The sequence below is a fragment of the Streptomyces rubellus genome (assembly GCF_036323805.1).
Lineage (GTDB): Bacteria > Actinomycetota > Actinomycetes > Streptomycetales > Streptomycetaceae > Streptomyces.
The window spans coordinates 1-23,136 of the sequence record NZ_JAZDCX010000004.1; the positions used below are offsets into that span (position 1 = coordinate 1).

At 73.4% G+C, this 23,136-nt stretch carries 22 protein-coding genes; 7 read left to right on the plus strand and 15 right to left on the minus strand.

The annotated features are described in order from the left end of the window. Nucleotides 1-85: 85 nt before the first annotated feature. From V1L54_RS05620 to V1L54_RS05660, 9 genes are all read right to left on the minus strand, one after another. On the minus strand, nucleotides 86-649 hold the full coding sequence (locus V1L54_RS05620) for a hemerythrin domain-containing protein (RefSeq protein WP_330116751.1): 564 nt from the start codon (nucleotides 647-649) through the stop codon (nucleotides 86-88). A 239-nt stretch (nucleotides 650-888) separates the two neighbouring features. Further along, nucleotides 889-1,764, minus strand: a complete 876-nt coding sequence (locus tag V1L54_RS05625) for an RNA polymerase sigma factor SigF (RefSeq protein WP_330116752.1) — start codon at nucleotides 1,762-1,764, stop codon at nucleotides 889-891. 321 nt (nucleotides 1,765-2,085) lie between these two features. Continuing rightward, complete coding sequence (locus tag V1L54_RS05630) at nucleotides 2,086-2,832, minus strand: DedA family protein (RefSeq protein ID WP_330116753.1); 747 nt, start codon at nucleotides 2,830-2,832, stop codon at nucleotides 2,086-2,088. 153 nt (nucleotides 2,833-2,985) lie between these two features. Continuing rightward, the gene (locus V1L54_RS05635) at nucleotides 2,986-3,177 is read right to left on the minus strand and encodes a hypothetical protein (protein WP_330116754.1); all 192 of its coding nucleotides are present in this window, start codon (nucleotides 3,175-3,177) and stop codon (nucleotides 2,986-2,988) included. Between the two features lie 107 nt (nucleotides 3,178-3,284). Continuing rightward, on the minus strand, nucleotides 3,285-4,274 hold the full coding sequence (locus V1L54_RS05640; RefSeq protein ID WP_330116755.1) for a YihY/virulence factor BrkB family protein: 990 nt from the start codon (nucleotides 4,272-4,274) through the stop codon (nucleotides 3,285-3,287). 133 nt (nucleotides 4,275-4,407) lie between these two features. Continuing rightward, complete coding sequence (locus V1L54_RS05645; protein WP_330116756.1) at nucleotides 4,408-5,049, minus strand: DUF3618 domain-containing protein; 642 nt, start codon at nucleotides 5,047-5,049, stop codon at nucleotides 4,408-4,410. Continuing rightward, nucleotides 5,025-5,435 carry a phage holin family protein gene (locus tag V1L54_RS05650; RefSeq protein ID WP_330116757.1) on the minus strand — a complete coding sequence of 137 codons (411 nt, stop codon included), beginning with the start codon at nucleotides 5,433-5,435 and terminating at the stop codon, nucleotides 5,025-5,027. The genes V1L54_RS05645 and V1L54_RS05650 overlap by 25 nt, the downstream gene beginning before the upstream one ends. Nucleotide 5,436: 1 nt before the next feature. Then, nucleotides 5,437-6,144, minus strand: a complete 708-nt coding sequence (locus tag V1L54_RS05655) for a CsbD family protein (RefSeq protein ID WP_330116758.1) — start codon at nucleotides 6,142-6,144, stop codon at nucleotides 5,437-5,439. Nucleotides 6,145-6,366: 222 nt separating this feature from the next. Continuing rightward, nucleotides 6,367-7,173 carry a PRC and DUF2382 domain-containing protein gene (locus tag V1L54_RS05660; protein ID WP_330116759.1) on the minus strand — a complete coding sequence of 269 codons (807 nt, stop codon included), beginning with the start codon at nucleotides 7,171-7,173 and terminating at the stop codon, nucleotides 6,367-6,369. 283 nt (nucleotides 7,174-7,456) lie between these two features. Here V1L54_RS05660 and V1L54_RS05665 point away from each other — a divergent pair, with 283 nt between their 5' ends. Beyond that, nucleotides 7,457-9,343, plus strand: a complete 1,887-nt coding sequence (locus V1L54_RS05665) for a glycoside hydrolase family 15 protein (protein WP_330116760.1) — start codon at nucleotides 7,457-7,459, stop codon at nucleotides 9,341-9,343. Here V1L54_RS05665 and V1L54_RS05670 read toward each other — a convergent pair. Then, the gene (locus V1L54_RS05670; RefSeq protein WP_330116761.1) at nucleotides 9,309-10,367 is read right to left on the minus strand and encodes a glucose 1-dehydrogenase; all 1,059 of its coding nucleotides are present in this window, start codon (nucleotides 10,365-10,367) and stop codon (nucleotides 9,309-9,311) included. The genes V1L54_RS05665 and V1L54_RS05670 overlap by 35 nt on opposite strands. 88 nt (nucleotides 10,368-10,455) lie before the next feature. Next, on the minus strand, nucleotides 10,456-11,697 hold the full coding sequence (locus V1L54_RS05675; RefSeq protein ID WP_330116762.1) for an MFS transporter: 1,242 nt from the start codon (nucleotides 11,695-11,697) through the stop codon (nucleotides 10,456-10,458). Between the two features lie 149 nt (nucleotides 11,698-11,846). On the opposite strand from V1L54_RS05675, the gene V1L54_RS05680 reads away from it, so the two are divergent. After that, nucleotides 11,847-12,077: a DUF2277 domain-containing protein gene (locus V1L54_RS05680; RefSeq protein ID WP_330116763.1), complete on the plus strand. Its 231-nt coding sequence runs from the start codon at nucleotides 11,847-11,849 to the stop codon at nucleotides 12,075-12,077. Between the two features lie 16 nt (nucleotides 12,078-12,093). Here V1L54_RS05680 and V1L54_RS05685 read toward each other — a convergent pair whose 3' ends face one another. After that, a complete protein-coding gene (locus tag V1L54_RS05685; protein WP_330116764.1) occupies nucleotides 12,094-14,487 on the minus strand; it encodes an AAA family ATPase in 2,394 nt (797 codons plus the stop codon). 187 nt (nucleotides 14,488-14,674) lie between these two features. Continuing rightward, nucleotides 14,675-15,175 (minus strand): DinB family protein, encoded by a 501-nt coding sequence (locus V1L54_RS05690; RefSeq protein WP_330116765.1) that lies wholly within the window; start codon nucleotides 15,173-15,175, stop codon nucleotides 14,675-14,677. Between the two features lie 132 nt (nucleotides 15,176-15,307). Between V1L54_RS05690 and V1L54_RS05695 the strand changes: the two genes are divergently transcribed. Then, nucleotides 15,308-16,717, plus strand: a complete 1,410-nt coding sequence (locus tag V1L54_RS05695) for a glycoside hydrolase family 6 protein (protein WP_330116766.1) — start codon at nucleotides 15,308-15,310, stop codon at nucleotides 16,715-16,717. Between the two features lie 55 nt (nucleotides 16,718-16,772). Here the strand turns inward: V1L54_RS05695 and V1L54_RS05700 are convergent, their stop codons facing one another. Next, nucleotides 16,773-17,603 carry an ATP-grasp domain-containing protein gene (locus V1L54_RS05700; RefSeq protein WP_330116767.1) on the minus strand — a complete coding sequence of 277 codons (831 nt, stop codon included), beginning with the start codon at nucleotides 17,601-17,603 and terminating at the stop codon, nucleotides 16,773-16,775. A gap of 240 nt (nucleotides 17,604-17,843) precedes the next feature. Between V1L54_RS05700 and V1L54_RS05705 the strand changes: the two genes are divergently transcribed. Beyond that, nucleotides 17,844-18,038: a hypothetical protein gene (locus tag V1L54_RS05705; protein WP_330116768.1), complete on the plus strand. Its 195-nt coding sequence runs from the start codon at nucleotides 17,844-17,846 to the stop codon at nucleotides 18,036-18,038. 361 nt (nucleotides 18,039-18,399) lie between these two features. On the opposite strand, the gene V1L54_RS05710 is transcribed toward V1L54_RS05705, so the two are convergent. Continuing rightward, complete coding sequence (locus V1L54_RS05710) at nucleotides 18,400-19,992, minus strand: aminotransferase-like domain-containing protein (protein ID WP_330116769.1); 1,593 nt, start codon at nucleotides 19,990-19,992, stop codon at nucleotides 18,400-18,402. A 98-nt stretch (nucleotides 19,993-20,090) separates the two neighbouring features. On the opposite strand from V1L54_RS05710, the gene yczE reads away from it, so the two are divergent. The 3 genes from yczE (at nucleotide 20,091) to V1L54_RS05725 (ending at nucleotide 23,107) form a co-directional block, all read left to right on the plus strand. Then, nucleotides 20,091-20,834 (plus strand): membrane protein YczE, encoded by a 744-nt coding sequence (gene yczE, locus V1L54_RS05715; RefSeq protein ID WP_330116770.1) that lies wholly within the window; start codon nucleotides 20,091-20,093, stop codon nucleotides 20,832-20,834. Beyond that, nucleotides 20,831-21,625, plus strand: coding sequence for a glycerophosphodiester phosphodiesterase family protein (locus V1L54_RS05720; RefSeq protein WP_330116771.1), 795 nt, complete (start codon nucleotides 20,831-20,833; stop codon nucleotides 21,623-21,625). The genes yczE and V1L54_RS05720 overlap by 4 nt, the downstream gene beginning before the upstream one ends. An 84-nt stretch (nucleotides 21,626-21,709) precedes the next feature. Next, nucleotides 21,710-23,107, plus strand: coding sequence for an MFS transporter (locus V1L54_RS05725; RefSeq protein ID WP_443076497.1), 1,398 nt, complete (start codon nucleotides 21,710-21,712; stop codon nucleotides 23,105-23,107). The last annotated feature ends 29 nt before the right edge of the window (nucleotides 23,108-23,136 follow it).

The window sequence follows — 23,136 nt, forward strand, 5'->3', positions numbered from 1 at the left end:
GGGGCCCCGGCCGATCGCCGGGGCCCCGCTCCGTCACACAACCCGCTGCCCGGTCCGCAACACCGCCGCCGGGCGCGGCGGGAGCTCAGTACTTCTTGGTGCGGCCGGTGAGGGCGTCCCGGACCCGGTCGACCATGCCCACGCCCGGCCCGAGGATCTTGTTGGCCGGAGGGGTGTCCGGGGCCGAGGGGTGCGGACGGGTGGGAGCCGCCTTCTTGGCCATCCGGGCCTTGTCGCCGAGCTTGTCGAGCTGCTCCCCGGTCGCCGCCTGGCGCAGCCGCGGGAAGAGGTTGTCCTCCTCGTCCCGGATGTGCTCGCGGATCTCCTGCATCAGCTCGCCGATGAGCCGGTCGAACTCGGGATCGTCCGCGTCACGGCCCTCCAGCTCCTTCATGGTCCGCTCCGCCCCGGCGTGGTCCTCGAGCTCCTTGTCGGCGATCTCGTCGCCGTCCGGCAGGAACTCCCGCACCGCGGGGTACAGGTACTGCTCCTCGGCGATGGAGTGCCGCACCAGCTCGATGACGGCCTCGTCCGCGTACTCCTTGCGCCGCTCGTCCCCCATGGGCAGGGCCTCGATCTTGCCGAAGAGCTCCTCGACCTCCCGGTGGTCCGTGGTCAGTTCCTGGATGATGTCCCCACCGTGTCCCATGGTCGTCTTCATTCCTTTCGCTCACCCGTGTCGCATACGCCCGCGATCGCGGGCGTATGCGACGTGTTCCCGGAGGAGGAAGCGCCTAACGTGTTCCTGACGGCCCGTCATGCCTGCGGCGGAGCGGTTCCGGACGGACGAACGGCGCGGCGACGCGGAGCCGCGGCCTCACGGGCCGTGGCTCCGCGTCGCCGCGCGGACGGTGGGTGACGGCCCGGCCGGCCGCCCCCCGCCGACTGCTACTTCTGGGTCAGCATGCCTTCCCGAAGCCGTGCCAGCGCCCTGCTCAGCAGCCGGGACACGTGCATCTGCGAGATGCCGAGCTCGGCTCCGATCTCCGACTGGGTCATGTCCCCGCCGAACCGCATCTGCAGGATGCGCCGGTCCCGCTCGTCCAGCTGCTCCATCAGCGGCTTGAGCGCCTGGAGGTTCTCGACCTTCTCCAGGGCGGGGTCGACGTCCCCCAGCTGGTCGGCCAGCGGGGTGTCCTTGCCCTCGTCGCCCACCGGCAGGTCGAGGGAACCCGCGACATAGCCGTTGCTGGCCACCTGCCCCTCGATGACCTCCTCCACCGTCACGCCCATGAACTCGGCCAGCTCTTCGGTGGTGGCGGAGCGGCCCAGCCGGCGGCCCAGTTCCTCGTTGGCCCGGGCGAGCTCGATGCGCAGCTCCTGCAGCCGGCGCGGAACGCGCACGGCCCAGCTGGTGTCCCGGAAGAAGCGCTTGATCTCACCGACGATGTAGGGAACGGCGAACGAGGTGAACTCCACCTCGCGGGACAGGTCGAAACGGTCGATCGCCTTGATCAGTCCGATGGTGCCGACCTGCACGATGTCGTCCATCGGCTCGGCACGGTGACGGAAACGGGAGGCGACGTAATTCACCAGGGTCAGATTGAGTTCGATGAGGGTGTTGCGCGCGTACTGGTACTCGTGCGTGCCCTCCTCCAGCTCTCTCAGCCGCTCGAAGAACAGCTTCGACAGCTGTCGCGCGTCACGCGGCGCGACCTTCCCCGCGTCCTCGATTCTCGGCAGATCAGGGGAGGTCGTCTCCTGCTCCTGGCCCGGCAAGACGTCACCGCTCGTCAGCTGAACCTCTGGGCTCAGGCTACGCATATGCCCTCCTCGTTTGACCTGTCATGTGCAGCACGGCGCGTACCCCCACTCGGAGGGCTCACACCCCCATCCGGGTGAGGTTTTCATAATGGACACACGATGTCCGGTTGGCACCCTGGGCAAACACGAGCATATCGGAATTACCGTCCGCACATCAGAGCGATGGACGAAACACCCGGGAGCACCCGTAGCGCCCGCGCGGCACACGTCCGACCGCCCGGACCGGCAGCATTCCCCCCTGCCGTACGTCACTCTCCGTGACGGGCGGCGGAGGCGACCCGCGGACTCCGGAAACCGGCCGGGCCCGGCGGCGGGCCGGGGTCAGCGCCGGGCGTGCCGGCCCCGTGCCCGTGACCGCCCCGGAGCCGGCGCGCCGGCCGCGCCCACCACCGGATCCGGTGCCGGCCCGGCGCCGGGAACCTCTACGGCGGGGAGCACACCGGCGCGGGGCCGGCTCCGGGCGCGCAGGTACTCGAAGACGATCGGCAGCACCGAGAGCAGCACGATGCCGACCAGGATGAGCTCGATGTTCTCGTGGACGAACCGCACCTGCCCGAGCGCTGCTCCGAGCAGCGTCACCCCCGCGCCCCACAGCACACCGCCGAGGATGTTGAAGGTGAGGAAGGAGCGGTAGCGCATCCCGCTGACACCGGCGACGATCGGCGTGAAGGTCCTCACGATCGGCACGAAACGGGCCAGCACCAGCGACTTCGGGCCGTGCTTCTCGAAGAACTCGTGGGCCTTCTCCACGTTCTCCTGCTTGAACAGCCGGGAGTCCGGGCGCCGGAAGAGCGCGGGCCCGACCTTCCGGCCGAACATGTAGCCGACCTGGTCGCCGAGGACGGCGGCCACCACCACCAGTGCGCAGACCAGCCACAGCGGGTAGTGCAGATACTGGTCGGTGGCGACCAGCAGTCCCGCGGTGAACAGCAGCGAGTCACCGGGGAGGAAGAAGCCGAAGAACAGCCCCGACTCGGCGAAGACGATGCAGAGGATGCCGATCAGACCGAAGGTCTGGATGAGGTAGTCCGGGTCCAGCCAGCCGGGACCGAGCGCGACGGTGGTCACGAGTACATGCTCCTGGGGAGATGCCATGCGCCCGGGGAAAACCGCAAGCGCATGCGCCGCCCGGACGTCGTGGGGCCGGGTGACGCCCACCGGCACAATCTACCGCGCGATCCCCCGGGAACTCCCCGCACGGCGGAGGAGGACGGGCCCGGACTAGGGGAGGTACCTCTCGACGGCGGCGGCGCCCCGCTCCTCCAGTTCCTTCCTGGCCCGCTCCACCCGCTCCGGGGTGGGCTCGCGGCCGGACAGCCTGACCAGGTCCTCCGGATCGATCGGCTGGTCGCTGCCGGTGCGCAGGCGCGGTCGCGGCGCGGCGGACTCGTCCCTGTCGCGTTCACCCTTCACAGCGAACCTCCTCTGCTCGGTTCGGCCCCGAATCCGGGGTTGTCTGGCGCGTACCCCCGCACATCACGCTGATTCCGCCGTACGGCCCCCTCCCGGGGCGATGCCCGCTACGCCCGCCCCTCGGGATTGTCCTCGGAGAACTTGCGGGTGTCGCGTGGTTCGACGTAGGGCTCCTCGTCCGGCGGGTGACCCCCCCGGATCGCCCGCCCGCGCTCGATCTCGGCGTTGAACTCCTGGCCCAGCAGGATCACGATGTTCGTGATCCACAGCCAGATCAGGAAGATGATCACGCCGGCCAGGCTGCCGTAGGTCTTGTTGTAGTTGCCGAAGTTGGCGACGTAGAGGGCGAAGCCGGCCGACGCCACCATCCACAGCAGCACGGCGAGCAGGCTTCCGGGGCTGATCCAGCGGAAGCGGCGCTTGACGTTGGGCGCGGCCCAGTACAGCAGCGCGATCATGAAGGCCACCAGGAGGACCAGCACCGGCCACTTGGCGATGCTCCACACCGTCAGGAACGTGTCGCCCAAGCCGAGGACGTCACCGGCCCGCTGCGCCAGGCCGCCGGTGAAGACCACCGCGACCGAGCTCACCGCCAGCAGGACCAACAGGGCCAGCGTGATGCCCACCCGCAGGGGCAGCGTCATCCAGATCGGGCGGCCCTCCTCGATGTCGTAGACGGCGTTGGAGGCCCGCATGAAGGCGGCCACGTAGCCGGAGGCCGACCAGACCGCCAGGGCGATACCGATGATCAGCGCGAGCCCGGCGGCGCCCTGGTTGTTCTGGAGTTGCCTCAGCATGCTCAGCAGGATGTCGCGCGCGGCGCCGGGGGCCAGGGTGCTGATGTTGTCGATCAGGGGCTGGATCGCGGACCTGCCGATCACCCCCAGGATCGACACCAGGGCCAGCAGCGCGGGGAAGATGGACAGCACCGCGTAGTAGGTGAGGGCGGCCGCCCAGTCCATGAGGTTGTCGCCCTTGAACTCGGCGCCCGTGCGTTTCAGCACGTCCTTCCAGGACTTCTTCGGCAGGTCGGCCGGCTTCTGCGGGCCCCCGCCGGACTCCCCCCGCTCGTACCGCCGGTTTTCGTGTTCGGACATCGTGTACCTCGTCGGTGACTGGGGCGGCCGTCCGGTGAGGGCGGCCGACGGTCGGCGGGCGGATCTCCCCCGCGCCGCCGCGCGGACGCCCGGGGGAGGGCGTCCGCGGTCGCAACGATCGTCGTCGTGCCGGCTACCGGCCCGTCGCACCGGGACGCTGCTCGCGGGCCTCCCCCGCGACGCTCTGCCCGGACTGCTGTGCCTGGCCCTTGACCTCACCGGCCTGCCCGCGGGCCTCCTCCGCGGTGGTGCGGGCGGCGTCCGTGGCGGTCTCCTTGACCTGCTGGGCCGCCTGCTGCGCGGACTGGGTGGCGTCCTGCTTCAGGTGCTCCACCGACTCCATCGCCGCTTCCTTGACCGGCCCGGCCTTCTCGGCCAGCTGCTCCACGGCCTGCTCCTCGGCCCGCGAGCTGCGCCCCATCGAGGCGGCCAGCAGCCCGGCGCCGAAGGCCACGACACCGGCGGCCAGCGGGTTGCCCTGGGTCTTGCGGGCCGCGTGCTGGGGCGCGGACTTCACGGCCTCGCCGGCCTGCCCGGCGCCCTCACGCGCCCGTTCCGCGGTCTGCCGCGCGCTGTCCGTGGTGTGCTGCGCGGTCTCGGAGGTGCTGCCCATCACTCGCTCCCGAACTACGGTCATCCTGTTGCGCGCCCGCTCCCCGCGGCGGCGCACCGCGTTACGGGGATTGGCATGGTCGGCGAGCCGGCTCACGTCCTCGGTCAGCTCCTGCCGGGTCGTGTCGATCTGAGCCCTCAGCTCGTCGGGTGACGTGCCCACTTGGCATCCTCCTTGAGAGTTTCGACCGTGCGTTCGGGCTTGGAGACCTCCCGCATCCGGGAACGGCCCATCACGTACAGCACGACGGCCGCCGCTGCCCACAGGGCGGTGACGATGAGGGCCGCCCAGCCCCAGTCCATGACGTTGGCCAGGGCGAAGACGATCGCCAGCGAGGCGAACAGAGCCGTCATGTATCCGGCGAACCCGGCGCCGCCGAACATTCCGGCGGCCTTGCCCGCCTTGGTGGCCTCCTCGCGGATCTCGGCCTTGGCCAGCTCTATTTCCTGCCGGAACAGCTTCTGGGCGTCGGAGGTGACCGCGGACAGCAGCTCACCGATCGAGCGGTCGTCGTCCGTACGCTCCGGCCGCTGGGTGACGTGCGCCATCTCAGCCCACCTCCGGCCTGCGCGGCGCGTCCGCGCCGTAGGTGCCGGTGCCGTAGGCGCCGGCGGACCCGTAACCGGGCTCGCCGTAGCCCGGCATCGGCCGGACGTCTCCGCCACCCGTGGTGACCGGCTCACCCGGAGCCGACGGGTACCCGTCCCGGGTGTACTCGCTCCGGCCCGCCGTGTGCTCCCGGCCGGCGCCGTCCGAACCCTGCTGGACGTTCTTGCCCGCCTTGGCCAGCCGGCCGACGGCGAAACCGGCCACCGCCGCACCGGCCAGGAAGGCGCCCGGGCGGCGGCGGGCGAACGACTCCAGCCCTTCGACCAGACCGCCCGCGCCCCGGTCCTCCAGCAGGTCCGCCGCACGGCGGCCGCCGTCGGCGGCCTGGGAGACCAGGCTCCGCACCGGGGAGTCGGACCGGGTGTTCTCCGCCATGCCGGACAGGTCGTCGGCCCACTGGCGTATGGTGTCGGCCGTCCTCCTGGTCTGTGAGTCGGCCTCCCGCGTCGCGCGCTCCTTCAGCTGGCCGGCCATGCCGGCGACCTGGTGGCGCGCCTCGCCCGTCACATGCCCGGCCTGTTCCCTGGCACTGCCGGCCACGGTGCCGGCCGCTTCCTTCGCCCGGTCGGCCGTGGCCCGGGTCTCCTGCTTCGCGGTCTGCCCCGTCTGCCGGGCGGGACCGTTGCTCAGGTTCGGAGATTCACTCACCGGTGCCTCCTGTCGCTGCGTCTACTTCGGTAGGTTTGCGCCGTATATGACTAACGCCTTACAACGACCGAAGTACCCTTCCTTTCGCACAGCATTCGCATAACATCTCTTCTGTCCCGCCGGGCGTGTCCGGCCGGACACGCCACGGGGTGCCCGGCCGGGCCTACGGCGAGGTCCGCCCGGCGAGCGGACTCTCCCCGGACGGACCCGCGAACCGGCAGCTCAGCGGCGGCGCCGCTTGTCGTCCTCGCTCTCGGTCGTCTCCTCGATGCGTTCCTTGCGCACCTGCCCCCCGACGGTCTCCTCCTCGGTGCGCTCCTCGGTGGACAGCCGCACCCGCTCGACCGGACGGACCTCGGTCTCGGCCACCGGACGCTCCTCGTGCAGGGTCACCTCGTGCTCGGCCTCGGTGATCTCCTGACCGCTCATGGCCCGGTCGGCGTTCTCGTCGGTGATGGGCTCGCGCTCGACGCGGACCTCCTCGCGCCGCACGGGGACCGTCTGCTGGACGTCCTCGGTGACCACGTACTTGCGCAGCCGTGCCCGGCCGGCCTCCCGGCGCTCGACACCGACGCGCATCTCCTCCTCGGAGCGCGTCATCGCGTCGTCCCGTCCGCCGGTCGCCCCGGTCCTGCCGGGCTTGCCGACCCTCTTGGCCGTCCCGGCCGTCCCGGCCGCCCCGGTACGCTCCGTCTCCTGGCCCTGGGCCCCCCAGTCGACGCCGTAGTACTGGTACAGCCTCCGCTCCTCCTGCTCGGACAGGTGGCCGCCCTGGTCCACGTCCACATGGGGGGCGCCCTTGACCTGGTCCTTCGTGTACGGAACCTCCAGGTGGTCCTCCACCATCGCGGCGTCGTGGATCGGCACGAAGGTCTCGCTGGTGCCGAACATCCCGGTGCGGACACTGGCCCACTCCGGCTCGCCCGTGACGTCGTCGAGGAAGATGTGCCCGGTCTCCCCGATCTTCTTCCCCTCGGCGTCGTACACCTGATGGTCCAGCACCTGGGGTATCTGCTCCTTGGTGATCATGGAGATCTCCTAGCTGGCGGTTCCTCTCGGTTGCACGGCGCGGGTAACCCCGAAGACTTCACGAAAACCACAAAAAGGACATATTCCAAATGACCCGTCTCGCTGGTGAAGCAGTGGAAGCGGACAAGGAAAAGTGAGACGCCTCCTCCGCCGGTCCGCCGCCGGATTCACCGTGTAACGCCGGGCCCGGGAGGGTACTCCCCGGCGATGACCGGTACGGATCGACCCGTACCGGTCGCGTCCGCACCCACGTGTCGAGGGACCCACCCCGGTCCGGAAGGAGATGTCCGTGCCGCTCCGGCTCGAGGACTACGCCCTGCTCGGCGACACGCACACCGCGGCGCTGGTCGGCTACGACGGTTCGATCGACTGGCTGTGCGTGCCCCGGTTCGACTCCGACGCCTGCTTCGCGGCGCTGCTGGGCCGTCCCGAGCACGGCCGGTGGCTGCTCGCCCCCAATGACCGGGCCCGGCCGCTGGCGCGCCGCTACCGGGGCGACAGCCTGGTGCTGGAGACCGAGTACGCGGGCGCCGAGGGCAGGGCCCGCGTGATCGACTGCATGCCCGTCCACACCCCCACCGACGGGCCCGGCGGCAACGGGCAGCCCACCGTGATACGCATCGTCGAGGGACTTCAGGGACGGGTCCGGTTCCACTCCCGGCTGCGGCCGCGCTTCGACTACGGTCTCACCCCGCCCTGGCTGCGCCCCGAGGGACGCAGAGTGCGCGCCTACGCCGGGCCGGACGTACTCGTCATCGACTCCGACACGGACCTCACCGTCCGGGACGGCGAGTGCACCGCCGACTTCTCCGTCCGCGCGGGCGACCGGGTGGGCTTCCGGATGGCCTGGAGGGGGCCGCGGGACGAGGAGCCCGGCCCCTTCGACACGGCGGAGGCGGTCGGCACCGCGGGGGACACCGAGCGGTGGTGGCAGACGTGGGCCGACCGCTGCACCTACACCGGCGAGTACCGCGACGCGGTGGTGCGGTCACTGGTGACCCTCAAGGCCCTGAGCTACTCCCCCAGCGGCGGCATCGTCGCCGCCCCCACCACCTCGCTGCCCGAGCAACTGGGCGGGGTGCGCAACTGGGACTACCGCTACTGCTGGCTGCGCGACGCCACCTTCACCCTGCTGACACTGCTGGACGCCGGATACGAGCGGGAGGCGGTCGCCTGGCGCGAGTGGCTGCTGCGCGCGCTGGCCGGGGACCCCCGCCGCATGCACATCCTCTACGGCATCGAGGGGGAGCGCCTGCTGACCGAGGCCGAACTGGACTGGCTGCCCGGCTACGAGCACTCCCGTCCGGTGCGCATCGGCAACGCCGCCTCCGGCCAGCTCCAGCTCGACGTCCACGGCGAGCTCATGGACGCCCTGCACCAGGCCAGGGTTCGGGGCATACCGCCGGACCAGGACGCCTGGCGGGTGCAGCAGGTGCTGATGGACTTCCTGGAGTCCCACTGGCGCGATCCCGACAACGGCATCTGGGAGATGCGCGGCCCCCGCCGCGACTTCACCCACTCCAAGGTCATGGCGTGGGTCGCCGCCGACCGGGCGGTCCGGGCGGTGGAGGAGTTCGGCCTCGACGGTCCGGCCGACCGGTGGCGGCGGCTGCGGCACGAGATCCACCGGGACGTGTGCGCGTACGGCTACGACACCGAGCGCGAGACCTTCACCCAGTACTACGGCTCCACGACGCTGGACGCGTCGCTGCTGCTCATCCCGTCCGTGGGCTTCCTGCCCGCGGACGACCCGCGGATGAAGGGCACCGTGGCCGCCGTCGAGCGGGAACTGCTGGAGGAGGGCTTCGTCCAGCGCTACACGATGGGGCCGCAGACCGCCGCCGTGGACGGCCTGCCCACGGGCGAGGGCGTCTTTCTGCCCTGCACCTTCTGGCTGGCCGACAACTACATCCTGCAGGGCCGCCGCCAGGAGGGCAGGGAACTGTTCGAACGGCTGCTGGCGGTACGCAACGACCTGGGGCTGCTCTCGGAGGAGTACGACACCGGCCACCGCCGGCTGATCGGCAACTTCCCCCAGGCCCTCTCCCACATCCCGCTGGTCGACACCGCGCAGAACCTCTCCTCGGAGCAGGGCCCGGCCCAGCGCCGCTCCGGCGCTGGGCGGTCCGCCGCTGTCAGCCCGCGGGCCTCAGCTCGACGACCGTCTTGACGTCGTCCGGGTGCCGCTCGAAGGCCTCCTCCCAGGACTCCAGCGGCACCCGGCGGGTGATCAGCGCGTCCAGCCAGCCGCGGTCCGCCCCGGCCAGGGCGGTGGCCGCGGCGGCGTAGTGCCGGAGATTGGCGTTGACCGTCCCCACCACCACGGAGTTGTCCAGCACCAGGTCGCGGTTGATGTACCCGGCGTCCACCTCCAGGGTGCGCCCGGCCGGCGAGAGCCCGGTCAGGCACAGCACCCCGTAGGGGCCCATGCCCGCCATGGCGCCGAAGACGACCGGCGCGGCGCCGGTGGCCTCGATCACCAGGTCCGGACGCACCCGCGCCATCACCTCCTCCACGTCCGCGCGGTGGTACTCGGCGCCCAGCCGCCGCACCAGTTCGGGCTTGACGCCCGACTCGACCCGGTCCAGCACATGGACCTCCAGACCGCGCTGCCGGGCGAGCAGGGCGGCGAGCAGACCGATCGGCCCCGCCCCCGTGACCAGTACGGAGTGGGGGGCGAACCAGGAGCGCGCGCCGATCCGCTCGATCTGGTCCCATGCCTTGGCCACCACGGTGGCGGGCTCCAGCAGCACTCCGACATGCTCCAGGGACGGATCCAGCCGCACGGCGTAGTCGGCCTCGACCGTCCAGGAGGTCGCGGCGTAGCCGTCCAGTCCCTTGATCCCCCGCTCGGTGAAGCGCCCGTTGCGGCACATGTCGAACCAGCCGTGGGCACACGCTCCGCACGGCACCGGGTCGGGCCGGCGGACGACCCCGACCACCAGGTCGCCCGGTACGAGGCCGCTCCCGGGCGGCGCCTGACGCACCCGGCCCAGCGACTCGTGGCCGATGACCAGCCTCTCCCGCCCCTCCCGCGGGGTCCCGTACAGGCCCTCCACGATCTCCCGGTCGGTGCCGCAGATCCCGACGGCCAGACCGTCCACCAGCAGTTCCCCCTCTCCCGGCACGGGGTCGGGGAGGGTGTCGAGACGCAGCGATTTCTTCCGCTCCGGGACCACGGTCAGCGCTTGCACGGCCACTCCTGTCGGGACGGGGGACGCCGGGGGGGACGGTGACTTCCGTGCACCCGGGTACCCCCGGTCCCGGACGGGCACGCTCCCCTCACCGCGCACGGCGGTCCGCTCCCCTCCCGCCGCGCCGCCGCACCGGGCGCCGCTTCCGGCGCCGCTCCGCCGCCAGGGCCGGAGCCGCCGCCAGAGCCAGGGCGACGACCAGATACGGTACGGCGGCCAGCGCCAGCAGCGGCCCCGGCGCCAGCCGCGCCGAGCCCAGGGCGTAACCGGCGAAGACCAGCACCGCCACCACCTCCGAACCGAAGCCGGCGATCGAGGTGACCGTGGCCCTGGCCCGGTCCCGGACGCTCTCCTGGAGCCGGGCGTCGGCCGTGACCATGGCCCACTGGAAGACACCGAACCCGGCGGCGACGGCCGCCATCCCCGCCGGGTGGCCGCCGGCCGCCCCGGCGGCCAGGCAGAGCGCGCCGGCGGCCAGCACGGGTGCGAGACGCCGGGCACCGTACCCGGCGCACCAGCCGCCCACCGCGGTACCGGCCCCTACCAGCAGCACCAGCAGGGGCACGGCGGTCCCGTCCACGCCGGTGGCGGCGGCGAGCAGCGGCACGTACTCGTCCAGCGCCGTGGTGCCCGTCAGCACCGCCGCCAGGAGCAGCCGGCGCCGTACGACGGGCTCCCGCCGCACCTCGGCCAGCCCGGCGCGCAGCACGGCGCGGAACGACCCGCCGTCCCCCTGTTCACCGTCCTCCTCCCCGCCCTGCCCGGCTTTCCCGGAGCCCGCGCCGTGCTCCCGCCGGGGGCCGCGGGACTCCGGCAGCGCCCACCCGGCGGCGGCGGTCAGCAGGCACACGGCCACGCTCGCGGCTCCCAGCGCCCCGTAGCCGCCCACCGCCAGTACGGGCGCGGCCAGCGCGGTGGCCAGCGTCACCGCCGTGGTGCGCAGCGCCTGCGCGCGGCCCATCAGCCGGGCGTAGTCACCGGCCGCGCCGCGGTGCGTCAGCTCCTCGTGGACGAGCGCCTCCAGGGCGCCCGAGGCCAGCGCGGTGCCGGTGCCCCAGAGCACGAAGCCCGCGGCGAACGACGGGTAGCAGGGCAGCACCGTCCACAGGGCGAAACCTGCGGCGGTCGGCAGGGAGGACAGCGCCACCAGCCGCCGGCGGGAGAAGACGTCCGCCCACACGCCCGAGGGCACCTCGAGGGCGAACGAGGTCACCGACCAGATGACGAACAGCGAGGAGATCTCCGCACCGGACAGCCCGGTGTCGGCGAACAGCACCGCGTAGAGCGGGTACAGCGGGACGAACTCGTCCAGGAAGGCGTGCGTGTACACCCTGCGCGCCAGTGCCGTGCGCGCGGGATCTCGACGGGAGCGGGACGCGGATCAATGTCGTCGGGCCATACCGGCAGCGTACGGCGGCAGCCCGCGGCGCACCAGGGATTTGCGTCCCGCGCCCGGCCGGATCGCGGCAGACTGGGGGCATGTGCCGCAGCATCCGGACGCTCCGACCGCCCATGGCCCCCGAGACGACCGACGAGGACATCAGGGCGGCGGCCCTGCAGTACGTCCGCAAGGTGTCGGGCTTCCGCGCCCCCGCCGCCCACAACCGTGCCGCGTTCGAGGAGGCCGTCGACGCGGTCGCCGAGGCGACCCGGCGGCTGCTGGACGGGCTGGAGGTGCGCGGCCGGGGCGCCGCGCGGACGGACACCTGAGCGGGCCGGGCAGCTGTCACTCCCGGGGACGCAGCCGGGCGAGCGGTGCCGGCAGCTCACCGGTGTGCACCACGCCCAGCCGCCGGGTGGCGCGGGTGAGGGCGACGTAGAGGTCGCCCGGGCCGCGCGGCGAGTCGGCCAGGATCCGTTCCGGCTCGACGACCAGGACCGAGTCGAACTCCAGCCCCTTCGCCGCGGGGACTTCGAGCACCGCCACCGTGCTCTCCAGCCGTACGTCCGGACCGGTCTCCGCCCCCGGGACGGCCGACGCGACCGCCCGCCCCAGCCGGGCCAGCCGCGCGGTGGGCACGATCACCCCCAGCCGCCCCTCCCCCACCGCGGCGGCCTCCTCCGCCACCAGGGCGGCCAGCACGGCGGGCAGCTCGCCGGGCGGCACACGCAGCCGCCACGGCCGGGTCCCGGTGGACCGCACCGGGCGCGGCGCCTCGAACACCGCGCCGTGGGCGGCGGACACCTCGGCGGCGATCTCCGCGATCTCGGCGGGGGTCCGGTAGTTGACCTCCAGCCGCTCCAGCCGCCACCGGTTCCCCAGCCACGGGGCGAGCGCCTCCTCCCAGGAGGCGGCTCCGGCCGCGGCCCCGGTCTGGTCGATGTCCCCGACCAGGGTCATCGACCGGCTCGGGCAGCGCCGCGCCAGCAGCCGCCAGTCCATCGCGGACAGCTCCTGCGCCTCGTCCACCACGATGTGCCCGAAGGCCCAGGTGCGGTCGGCCGCCGCGCGCTCGGCGGGGGTGCGGCCGTCCGCCTCGTCCTGGCGCTCGGCCAGCCGCTCGGCGTCCAGCAGGTCGTGGACGGTGAGGATCTCCGCCTCCTCGCCCTCCTCCAGGTCGGTGGAGCGGGAACCGTGGGCGATGTCCAGCGCCTCCTGTGCGAGGGCGGTACGCATGCGGCGCTCGGCCTCGGCCTCGGCGCGGGACGCCCGGTCGTCCTCCCCCAGCAGTTCGGCCGCCTCGTCCAGCAGGGGGACGTCCGACGGGGTCCACCGGCTTCCGGGCGCGCGCAGCAGCAGTGCGCGCTCGGCGGGGGTGAGGCCGGGGGCGGCGGACGCCAGCCGCCCGGGCGAGGCGTACAGCTCGGCCAGCAACCGCGGTGGGGTGAGGCGCGGCCACAGCGCGTCGACCGCCGCGCGCACCCCGGGGTCGGCCCGCAGCTCCCGGCGGATGTCCTCGACGCCGTCCGCGCCGAGCAGTCCGCCGGACGCCTCGGCGAGCGGCTCGCCGAAGGGGTTCTCCCGGGCCTCCAGCTCCTCCAGCAGCCTCGTCACCTCGGGGGGCACCCCGTTGAGCACGTCCTGCTCGACCAGCTCGGCGGCCCGCCGGGCGAGGGCGTCCAGGACGAGCCGGACGAACACCGGGCGGGCCCGGTTGTGCGGCAGGCCCGTGGCACGGGCGCGGTCCCGGGCGGCCGCCAGGTCCCCGGGGCCGAGCCGGACGGGTCGGCCGTCCCAGTCGGCCTCCAGCCCGTCCTCCGGGATCCGCTGCCGGTCGCGCACGGCGGCGGCCACCACCTCCGCCATGACCGCCCGGCCCTTGACCTCGGCGGTCCCGGGCGGCTCGGTGCCGTCCGCGGTGATCCCGGGGTACAGCTCGCCGACGGTCGCCGGCAGGACGCTGGTCTCGCCCAGGGAGGGCAGCACCTCGCCGACGTACCGCAGGAAGACCGGACTGGGGCCGACCACCAGCACCACGCTCCTGGCCAGCCGCTCCCGGTGGGTGTAGAGCAGATAGGCGGCCCGGTGCAGGGCCACAGCGGTCTTCCCGGTGCCGGGGCCGCCCTGCACGACCAGCACACCGGCGTGCGGGGCGCGGATGACCCGGTCCTGTTCGGCCTGGATGGTCCGCACGATGTCGCCCATCCGGCCGGTCCGGTCGGCGTCCAGGGCGGCCAGCAGCGCGGCCTCACCCGTCAGCCCTGTCGGTTCCGCCGATCCCGGCGCCCCGGCGCCGCCGGCCGCGTCCGGGCCGAGCAGCTCGTCCTGGAGCCCGGTCACCCGTCGGCCGCCGCTACGGATGTGCCTGCGCCGCCGCACACCCTCCGGGGAGAATCCGGTGGCGGTGTAGAAAGGCCGTGCGGCGGGTGCCCGCCAGTCGACCAGCAGTGGTTCCAGGTCGGCGTCGGCCGTTTTCCCGGCCGCCCCGTCGAGGATTCCGATGCGTCCGATGTAGCGGCGCACACCGTCGCACATGTCGAGGCGCCCGAAGCACAGGCCGTGCTCCGCGGCGTTCAGGCGGCCGAGCAGCTCCTGGGAGCGCGCGGCGGCGGCCTCCCGCTCCAGCAGGGCCTGTTGACCCCTGCCGACCTGGGCGAGCGCCTGCGCGAACCGTTCCTCCTCCTGGGCCCGGAGTTCGTCCAGCCGACGGTACAGAAGGCTGAGACGACGCTGTTCCACCTCGATTTCCCGCCTTGACACAGCGGATCCCCATTCACTAGAATTAGCTTTGTGCGCCAGATTGTGCACATTCTCAGGAATTGCGTGAACTGGCGAATATAGCGAACGACGGAAACGGTCATCAAGTACCGTCGGCGACTTCTCCCGAATTCTCCGGGTTTCCTTTCCGCGTTTCTTCCGCTGCCCGCTACCGTCCTGTCGAGCCGTCGATCCGCTCGCGCAGGATGTCGGCGTGTCCCGCGTGCCGGGCGGTCTCCTCGATCATGTGCACCAGGATCCAGCGCAGCGTCGGCGCCGGGGTCTCGCGCAGCGACCGGGCTCCCGGGCGGTCCAGCCGGTCGCAGGCCGCGACGATCCGGTTCGAGCGGTCAGCCGCCGCCCGGTAGGCGGCCAGCAGCCCGTCCGCCGTCTCGCCGGGCGCGGGCGGTACCTCGTCGTCCAGCGGTTCGTCCCCCTCGCCCGCGAACGCCCAGCCGAACCAGTTGTGCTCGACCGCCGTCAGATGCTTCACCAGGCCCAGGAGACTGGTGCCGGAGGGCACGCCCGGAGCACGGGCCGCCTCCCCGGGCACTCCGGTCGCCTTGGCGGCGACGGCCTCCCGCAGGTAGTCGAGAAAGGCCAGCAGGGTCTCCCGCTCGCCGGCGTCGATCCCGGGCGGCCGTACGTCGCCGCGCCACGTGTCCGTCATGTCCGTCCTCCGAAGAACGCCGCCCCGGCGGGCGGCTGTGCCGCTTCACCCCGGGCTGATTCACGGCTACTTTCGCGGGAGCGCCCCCAGAGCCATTTCCCCGCCCGGTCACTCATGTGAGGAGCCGCGAGCATGCCACAGCCTCCGTTACCCCCGCTCCCCCGGCGGCGTACGGCCCGCCGGACACCGGCCGCCCCGGCCCGCGTCACGCCCCGCTCGCCGACCGCCGTACTGGCCGCCGTCCTGACCTCCGTCCTGGCCCTGGGTGCGGCGGCACCGGCCGGTGCCGCCGCACCCACCGGGGAAGCCGGCAATCCGTACGCCGGCGCCCGGGGCTATGTGAACCCCGAGTGGTCCGCCCGTGCCGCCGCCGAACCGGGCGGCGAGGCCGTCGCCGGTCAGCCCACCGCGGTCTGGCTCGACGAGATCGCCGACATCGGGGGCAGGGGCGACGCCATGGGCCTGCGCGACCATCTCGACGCCGCCCTCGCGCAGAACGCCGGTCTCGTCCAGCTCGTCCTGTACGACCTGCCCGGCCGCGACTGCGAGCGGGAGAATCCCAGCGGCGAGTTGGGCCCCGCCGAACTCGACCGCTACAAGAGGGAGTTCGTCGATCCCACAGCCGGCATCCTCGCCGACCCCGACTACGCGGACCTGCGGATCGCCGCCGTCGTCGAGCCCAACTCGCTGCCCCGGCTGATCACCAACACCGGCAGCGCCTGGAACGCCACCTTCACCTGCGAGACGGTCAAGGAGAACGGCGCCTACGTTCAGGGGGTGGGCTACGCCCTGGCCGAGCTGGGCGCCCTGCCGAACGTCCACCCCTACCTGGACATCAGTCATCACGGACTGCTGGGCTGGGAGGAGAACCGCGACGCGGCCGCCCGGCTGCTGTACGAGACCGCGGCGCGCGCGGACGCCGTGGACCTGGTGCGCGGCGTCACCACCAACGTGGCGGACTACTCGGTGCTGCACGAGGAGCACTTCGGCGCCGACGACACCGTCAACGGAGTGCACGTGCGCCAGAGCCGCTGGGTCGACTGGAATCCCCACGTCGACGAGGTGCCCTACGCGCTCGCCTTCCGCGACGAGCTGGTCCGTCTCGGCTTCGGCCGGGACCTGGGCGTGGTGGTCGACACCTCCCGCAACGGCTGGGGCGGTCCCGGCCGGCCCGCCGGCCCCGGCCCGAGGAACGGCAGCGTCGACGACTACGTCGACGGCAGCCGCCTCGACCGCCGGATCTCCCTGGGCAACTGGTGCAACCAGGACGGCGCCGGCCTGGGCGAGCGCCCCGCCGCCGCCCCCGAGCCCGGCATCGACGCCTACGCCTGGATCAAGAACCCGGGGATCTCCGACGGCACGGGCGAGCCGAGCCCCGTCGACGTCCGGCCGCACCAGCCGATGTGCGACCCCGCGTACGGGAGACCGCCGCGCGGCAGCTCCACACCGTCCGGCGCCGTGCCCGGCGCGCCGCCCGCCGGCGAGTGGTTCCCGGCCTACTTCCGCATGCTGCTGGCCAACGCCTGGCCGCCGCTGCCCTGAGGCACCGGGACACCTCAGCCGCCGCCCGGCCGCACACGGCCGGGCGGCGGCGCCCTCAGGCCAGGAGCGCGCGCAGCGACGCGGTCAGCGCGGCGGCGAACGCCTCCCGCGTGCCGGCGTCCACCCGGTCCAGCGACAGATAGGGATTGAGGTCCTCCAGCTCCACCAGCAGCAGTTCCCCGTCGGCGGTGCGGCAGGCGTCCACCCGCTGGATGCCGTGCCCGATGGCGTTCCACGCCACGAACCGCCGGGCGAAGGCGAGATCGGCCGCCGTGGCGCGGTACGGCTCCAGCTCCCAGCGCCGGCCGGGGTCGGGGGCGTACAGGGCGTACTGGAAATCCCGGTCGACGAAGTGGAACGAGACCTCGTGGCGGAAGTCGATCCTCGGCTGGACCAGCAGACCGCCGTCGAGGTCGAGGGCGAGCTCCGCCAGCCGGTCCGCGGGGACGACCCGCATTCCGATGGAGTCCGCGCCGAACTCCGGCTTGACGACGTACTCGGCGGCCGGCGGGAGGCGGTCGAGGTCCTCGCGGCGGTCCACGGTCGGGATGACGGCCTCCCCCGCCGCGCTCAGCTCGGCCAGGTACCGCTTGCCCGCCATGTCGCCCCGCCCCGTCAGCTCGTTGAAGACCCGGGTGCCGCGCTCCAGGGCCCGGGTGCGGAAGGCGTCCCAGGCCTCCCGGTGGTGCAGGACGGGACCGCTGTTGCGCACCACGACCGCGTCGAAGCCGTCCATCAGGGCCACCGCGTCGCGCGGATGGCACAACGCGATGTGGAAGTCCGCGCGGAGCCGGGCGGTGAGGCCGATGTCCTCGTCACCGTAGCGGCGGCCCCTGGCCTCGTAGGCGAGATCGGTGACGTACAGCAGCGCGTGCTGGTGGGGCATGGGCGGGCTCCTCGCGGCGGTCCGGTCGAGGTGGTCCGGCACCTCGACCTGTCGGCTCGAACCTACCGATTCATGGACGGTGCCCGTCGGCCGGCACCCCCCGGGGAGAGACGTCCGGCCTCTCCTGAGAAGTCGTCGAAGATACGAAGAATCACCCCCTTGCCGCTTTCCGCTTACTGGACACTCTGTGAAGCTTGAGGCACACGCGGTGACAACCCCTCTCGTCACACAGGAGTCCCCATGGTGCTGTCGATCTCCGGTGTCCTGCTGCTCGGGGTGATCGTCTTCCTGTTCTTCCGCAAGGACAACCTCAAGGTCTCCCACGCCGTGGTGTGCGCGCTGTTCGGTTTCTACCTCGCGGGATCGACGATCGCCCCCGGCATCCGGGCGGGCGGCGCGACCCTCGCCGACTTCATCGGCGGGCTCAGCTTCTAGCTGTACCGACTCGCCGCGCCGGCCGGGGCTTGCCCCGGCCGGCCCTCGGCCGGGAGGGAGGCATCCCCAGAGGCATCCCCACCTCGCGCACCGGCCGGAAGCCCGGCCAGGACGACCGCATGCGGCTTCCGGCCACCGCACGAGCGTGTTCCCCGCCCCCGGCGGCGAGACCCCGGCCGCCGGAACACCCCGCCACCGGGCAGCCCCCGACCGGCGCGGCACGGGGCGTCTCCCGGCCGAAGACCAGGGGGTCGCGCCCCGGCGGCCCCGGCCGCCGCGGTGCCGCCGGGGCGCGACCGGACCCGGTGCGCCGCCTCCCGGTGCCCGGCGCCCGGGACCCCGGGCGGCTCCCGTCCCGACCTCAGGCCACGAAGGTGCGCGGGGCGTCGGCCCCGGCGCTCCGGCCGGCGGCGACCAGCCGCGCGGCGGCGGCCAGCCGCACCGCGGCCTCGTCGGCGACCGGACCGGAGACGGTGAACGGCAGCCGCACATACCCCTCGAAGGCACCGTCCACCCCGAAGCGCGGCCCGGAGGGCACCCGTACGCCCACCCGCTCCCCCGCCTCGGCGATCCGCGAACCGGACAGCCCGCCGGTGCGCACCCACAGGGTGAGGCCGCCGTGCGGAACGGTGAACTCCCAGTCGGGCAGCTCCCGCCGCAGCGCCGCGACGAGCGAGTCGCGGTTCTCCCGGGCCCGCTCGCGGCGGACGGCCAGGGCCCGGTCCCAGCCGTTCCCCCCACCGCCCGCGGTGCCGCCCGTGCCGCCCGCCACACCCGCCTCCGGGCCGCCGTCCGCCAGCATCCAGGCCACGGCGAGCTGCTCCAGCACGGGGCTGCCCAGATCGCCGTACGCGCGGGCGGCGACCAGACTGCGGATGGTCTCGGGAGCCGCGCGGACCCAGCCGATGCGCAGTCCGGCCCAGATGGACTTGCTGGCCGAGCCGACGGTGACGACGGCCGAGCCGCCGGGGTCGAACGCCGCGACCGGGCGAGGCGCCCGGCCGCCGGGCAACGGATCGAGGTCGAGACCGGACATGGTCTCGTCCGCCACCAGCACGGTGCCCGCGGCGCGGGCCGCGGCGACCAGCTCCCGGCGCTGCTCCTCGTCCGCCTGGGCACCCGTGGGGTTGTGGTAGTCGGCGATGACGTAGGCCATCCGGGGCGCGGCGTCGCGCAGCACCCGGCGCCAGGCGGGCAGGTCCCAGCCGGACAGCCCCTCGCCCATCGCCACCGGGACCAGCCGGGCGCCCGCCTCGCGCAGCAACTGCAGGACGTTGGCGTACGAGGGGTGCTCGACGGCGACGCGTTCGCCGCGCGGGGCGAACAGGCCGCGCAGGGCGGCCACCGCGCCCATCGCCCCGGTGGTGATCATGATCTGCTCGGGCATGGTCGCCACACCGCGGGCGGTGTAGCGGTCGGCCACGGCCCGGCGCAGCACGGGCAGTCCCGCCGGGTAGTCGCCGTGGGTGTGGGCGTAGGGGGGCAGCTCGGCCAGCGCGCCCTGGAAGGCCCGGGTGACCCAGGGCTCGGGGGCGGGCAGGGCCGCCCAGCCCAGGTCTATCACCGTCCCGGCGGCCTCGGGCGGCAGCGGCTCCAGACCGCCCGACGGCAGGGGATTCCCGGCCGGCAGCGCCGTCCAGCTGCCCGCTCCGCGCCGGGAGGCGAGGAACCCGTCGGCGCGCAGCACCTCGTAGGCGGCGGCCACGGTGGTGCGGCTGACGGCGAGCGCGGCGGCCAGCTCGCGTTCGGCGGGCAGCCGGGCGGCGACGGGGACACGGCCCTCCAGCACCAGCAGGCGCACGCCATCGGCCAGCGCCCGGTAGGCGGGCAGCCGGCGGCCGCTCGGGCCGGGAGCGGACGCGGGACCGGGAGTGGCGACGTGCCCGGCGGTGCGCTGGGAGGCCAGGAGCCTGGCGAGCTGCTGCGCCCCCACCACCGAAGTCCACTGAGTCATTTGTCAGGTCCACCTTCTTCGAATTGGCCGTGGCCACGAGCCACTCACGGGCCACAGGGTGGCACGCACCGGTCCACCGCGCCAGAAAGGAAGGATCGTTGTCCGTCTTCACAGGTTCACCCGGAGGCTCCTCCGGCCGTCTGGTCCGCCGTGTGCTCCGGCTCTCCTTCGGGCTGGTGCTCTACGGCGTGAGCCTGGCCCTGATGGTCCGGGCCGGACTCGGTCTCGGTCCGTGGGACGTCTTCCATCAGGGCGTGGCGGAGCGCACCGGGCTGTCGATCGGCACCGTGGTGATCATCACGGGCGCGGCGGTGCTGCTGCTGTGGATACCCCTGCGGGAGCGGCCGGGACCGGGCACCGTCGCCAACGTGTTCGTGGTCGGGCTCGCCATGGACGGCGCCCTCGCCCTGCTGCCGGAACCGCGCGCCATGGCGGTGCGGGTGCCGCTGCTGGTCGTCGCGGTCGTGCTGAACGGGGCGGCCACCGGCCTGTACATCGCGGCGCGCTTCGGGCCGGGGCCGCGCGACGGCCTGATGACCGGGCTGCACCGGGTCACCGGGCGGTCGGTCCGGCTGGTGCGGACGGGCATCGAGGTGGTGATGCTGGTCACCGGTTTCCTGCTGGGCGGCACGGCGGGCGCGGGCACGGTGGTCTACGCCCTGGCCATCGGGCCGCTGGCGCAGCTCTTCCTGCGCCTCTTCGCAGTTCCCGCGCCCGAGGCCCCTTTGCCGGAGGAGTCCCCCGAACCCCCCGGATCCCCCGGCGCCGGACCGGCCGCCGGTGCCGGTACGCCGGACTGCCCCGGGGAGGGCCGCGACGGGCAGGCGATACTGCGTCCGTGACCACTTCCGTCCCGCCCCGTCCACGCCCCGCCCACCCCTTCCTCGACCATCCGGCCCCGCTGGCCTTCGCCCACCGGGGCGGGGCCGCCGAGGGGGCGGCCGGCCTGGAGAACACCCATGCCGCCTTCGCCCGGGCGGTGGCACTGGGCTACCGCTACCTGGAGACCGACGTGCACCGCACGGCGGACGGTCGTCTGGTCGCCTTCCACGACGCCACCCTGGACCGGGTGACGGACGGCAGCGGCCCGATCACCGCGCTGCCGTGGTCGGAGGTGCGCCGGGCCCGGGTGGGCGGCAGCGAGCCGGTGCCGCTCTTTGCCGACCTGCTGCGCGCCTTCCCCCGCGCCCGCTGGAACATCGACGTCAAGACGGACACCGCGCTGGCCCCGCTGCTGGAGGTGCTGGACGGCTCGGACGCCTGGGACCGGGTGTGCGTGGGCGCCTTCTCCGAGCCGCGGGTGGCGCGGGCCCGGGCGCTGGCCGGACCGCGGCTGGCCACCTCCCTGGGCACCCGCGGGGTGCTCGGCCTGCGGCTGCGCTCGTACCGCCTGCCCGGCGCGGTGCGCCGCGGTGCGCTGTGCGCCCAGGTCCCGGTGCGGCACGGCGGGATACCGGTGGTGGACCGGGCGTTCGTGCGCCATGCCCACGCCAGGGGCCTGCAGGTGCACGTGTGGACGGTCAACGACCCGGACCGGATGCGGGCACTGCTGGAACTGGGGGTGGATGGCATCATGACCGATCACATCGAGACACTGCGCACGGTGCTGGCCGAGCGGGGGGCCTGGGCCTGAGGGCGGTCGGCGGCCGCGCCGGTGCCCGCCCTCAGACCCAGGCCCCTCCCGCCCGCCCGTGCGAGGGACACCGAGGGGGCGCGGGTGGGCACCGAGACCGTGGCGGGGACCGGGGAGGACGGGGGCACCGGCCCTCTCGCGGACGCCGCCGAACGCCGCCGCGAGCAGCGCGGCTGGTACTTCTACGACTGGGCGATCTCGGTCTTCTCCACCAGTGTGCTCACCGTCTTCCTCGGCCCCTACCTGACCGAGGTCGCCGAGGCCGCCGCGGGCCCCGACGGCTATGTGCACCCGCTGGGCATACCGGTGCGGGCCGGGTCGTACTTCGCCTACGCCGTCTCCCTGTCGGTGCTGCTGTCGGTGCTGGTGATGCCGCTGGCCGGGGCGGTCGCGGACCGGTCGGGCCGCAAGAAACCGATCATGGGCGTGTTCGCCTACCTGGGGGCGGCGGCCACCACGGGCATGTTCTTCCTGGACGGCGACCGCTATCTGCTGGGCGGGGCGCTGCTGGTGGTGGCGAACGTCTCCTACGCCACGGCCGTGGTGGTCTACCACTCGTTCCTGCCGCAGATCGCCTCCCCCGAGGAGCGGGACGCGGTCTCCTCCCGGGGCTGGGCCTTCGGCTACGCGGCGGGGGCGCTGGTGCTGGCGGCCGATCTGGCGCTGTTCCTGGGCCACGAGTCGCTGGGGGTGACGGAGGGCACGGCGGTGCGGATCTGCCTGGCCTCGGCCGGGTTGTGGTGGGCGGTCTTCGCGATCGTCCCGCTGCGGCGGCTGCGCGAGCGGCCGGGCACGGCGCACGGCGCGGCGGGTGGGACGGCCGGAGCGGTGTGGTCCTTCCGGGGTGGCGGGCGGCAACTGGCCGCCACCCTGCGCGATCTGCGGCGGTACCCGCTGACCCTGCTCTTCCTGCTGGCCTATCTGCTCTACAACGACGGTGTGCAGACGGTGATCACCCAGGCCTCGGTGTACGGCTCGAAGGAGCTGGGCATGGACCAGACCTCGCTGATCGGCGCGATCCTGCTGGTGCAGGTCCTGGCGATCGCCGGGGCGCTGCTGCTGGGGCGGCTGGCCGCGCGCCACGGTGCCAAGCGCACGATCCTGGGCTCGCTGGTGGCCTGGACGGCGACCGTTGCGGCCGGATACGTGCTTCCCGCCGGGGCTCCGGTGTGGTTCTTCGCACTGGCCGCGGCGATCGGACTGGTGCTGGGCGGCACCCAGGCGCTGTCGCGGTCGCTGTTCGCGCAGTTGGTGCCGCCCGGCAAGGAGGCGGAGTACTTCTCCCTGTACGAGGTGAGCGACCGCGGGACGAGCTGGCTGGGGCCGCTGGTGTTCGGGCTGACCTACCAGCTCACCGGGAGCTACCGGGACGCGATCGTCTCGCTGGTGATCTTCTTCCTGCTGGGTTTCGTTCTGCTGTGGCGGGTACCGGTGGGAAGGGCGATGGCGGCGGTGGGCGCCACCGCACCGGATCGGATTTAGCCATCGGGCGAAGGACGGGTAGTGTACGC

Coding starts and splice junctions, on each gene's coding strand:
- V1L54_RS05620 (WP_330116751.1), bottom strand. CDS start 649: ATGGGACACGGTGGGGACATCATCCAGGAACTGACCACGGACCACCGG.
- V1L54_RS05625 (WP_330116752.1), bottom strand. CDS start 1,764: ATGCGTAGCCTGAGCCCAGAGGTTCAGCTGACGAGCGGTGACGTCTTG.
- V1L54_RS05640 (WP_330116755.1), bottom strand. CDS start 4,274: ATGTCCGAACACGAAAACCGGCGGTACGAGCGGGGGGAGTCCGGCGGG.
- V1L54_RS05650 (WP_330116757.1), bottom strand. CDS start 5,435: ATGGCGCACGTCACCCAGCGGCCGGAGCGTACGGACGACGACCGCTCG.
- V1L54_RS05660 (WP_330116759.1), bottom strand. CDS start 7,173: ATGATCACCAAGGAGCAGATACCCCAGGTGCTGGACCATCAGGTGTAC.
- V1L54_RS05665 (WP_330116760.1), top strand. CDS start 7,457: ATGTCCGTGCCGCTCCGGCTCGAGGACTACGCCCTGCTCGGCGACACG.
- V1L54_RS05680 (WP_330116763.1), top strand. CDS start 11,847: ATGTGCCGCAGCATCCGGACGCTCCGACCGCCCATGGCCCCCGAGACG.
- V1L54_RS05690 (WP_330116765.1), bottom strand. CDS start 15,175: ATGACGGACACGTGGCGCGGCGACGTACGGCCGCCCGGGATCGACGCC.
- V1L54_RS05695 (WP_330116766.1), top strand. CDS start 15,308: ATGCCACAGCCTCCGTTACCCCCGCTCCCCCGGCGGCGTACGGCCCGC.
- V1L54_RS05700 (WP_330116767.1), bottom strand. CDS start 17,603: ATGCCCCACCAGCACGCGCTGCTGTACGTCACCGATCTCGCCTACGAG.
- V1L54_RS05705 (WP_330116768.1), top strand. CDS start 17,844: ATGGTGCTGTCGATCTCCGGTGTCCTGCTGCTCGGGGTGATCGTCTTC.
- V1L54_RS05710 (WP_330116769.1), bottom strand. CDS start 19,992: ATGACTCAGTGGACTTCGGTGGTGGGGGCGCAGCAGCTCGCCAGGCTC.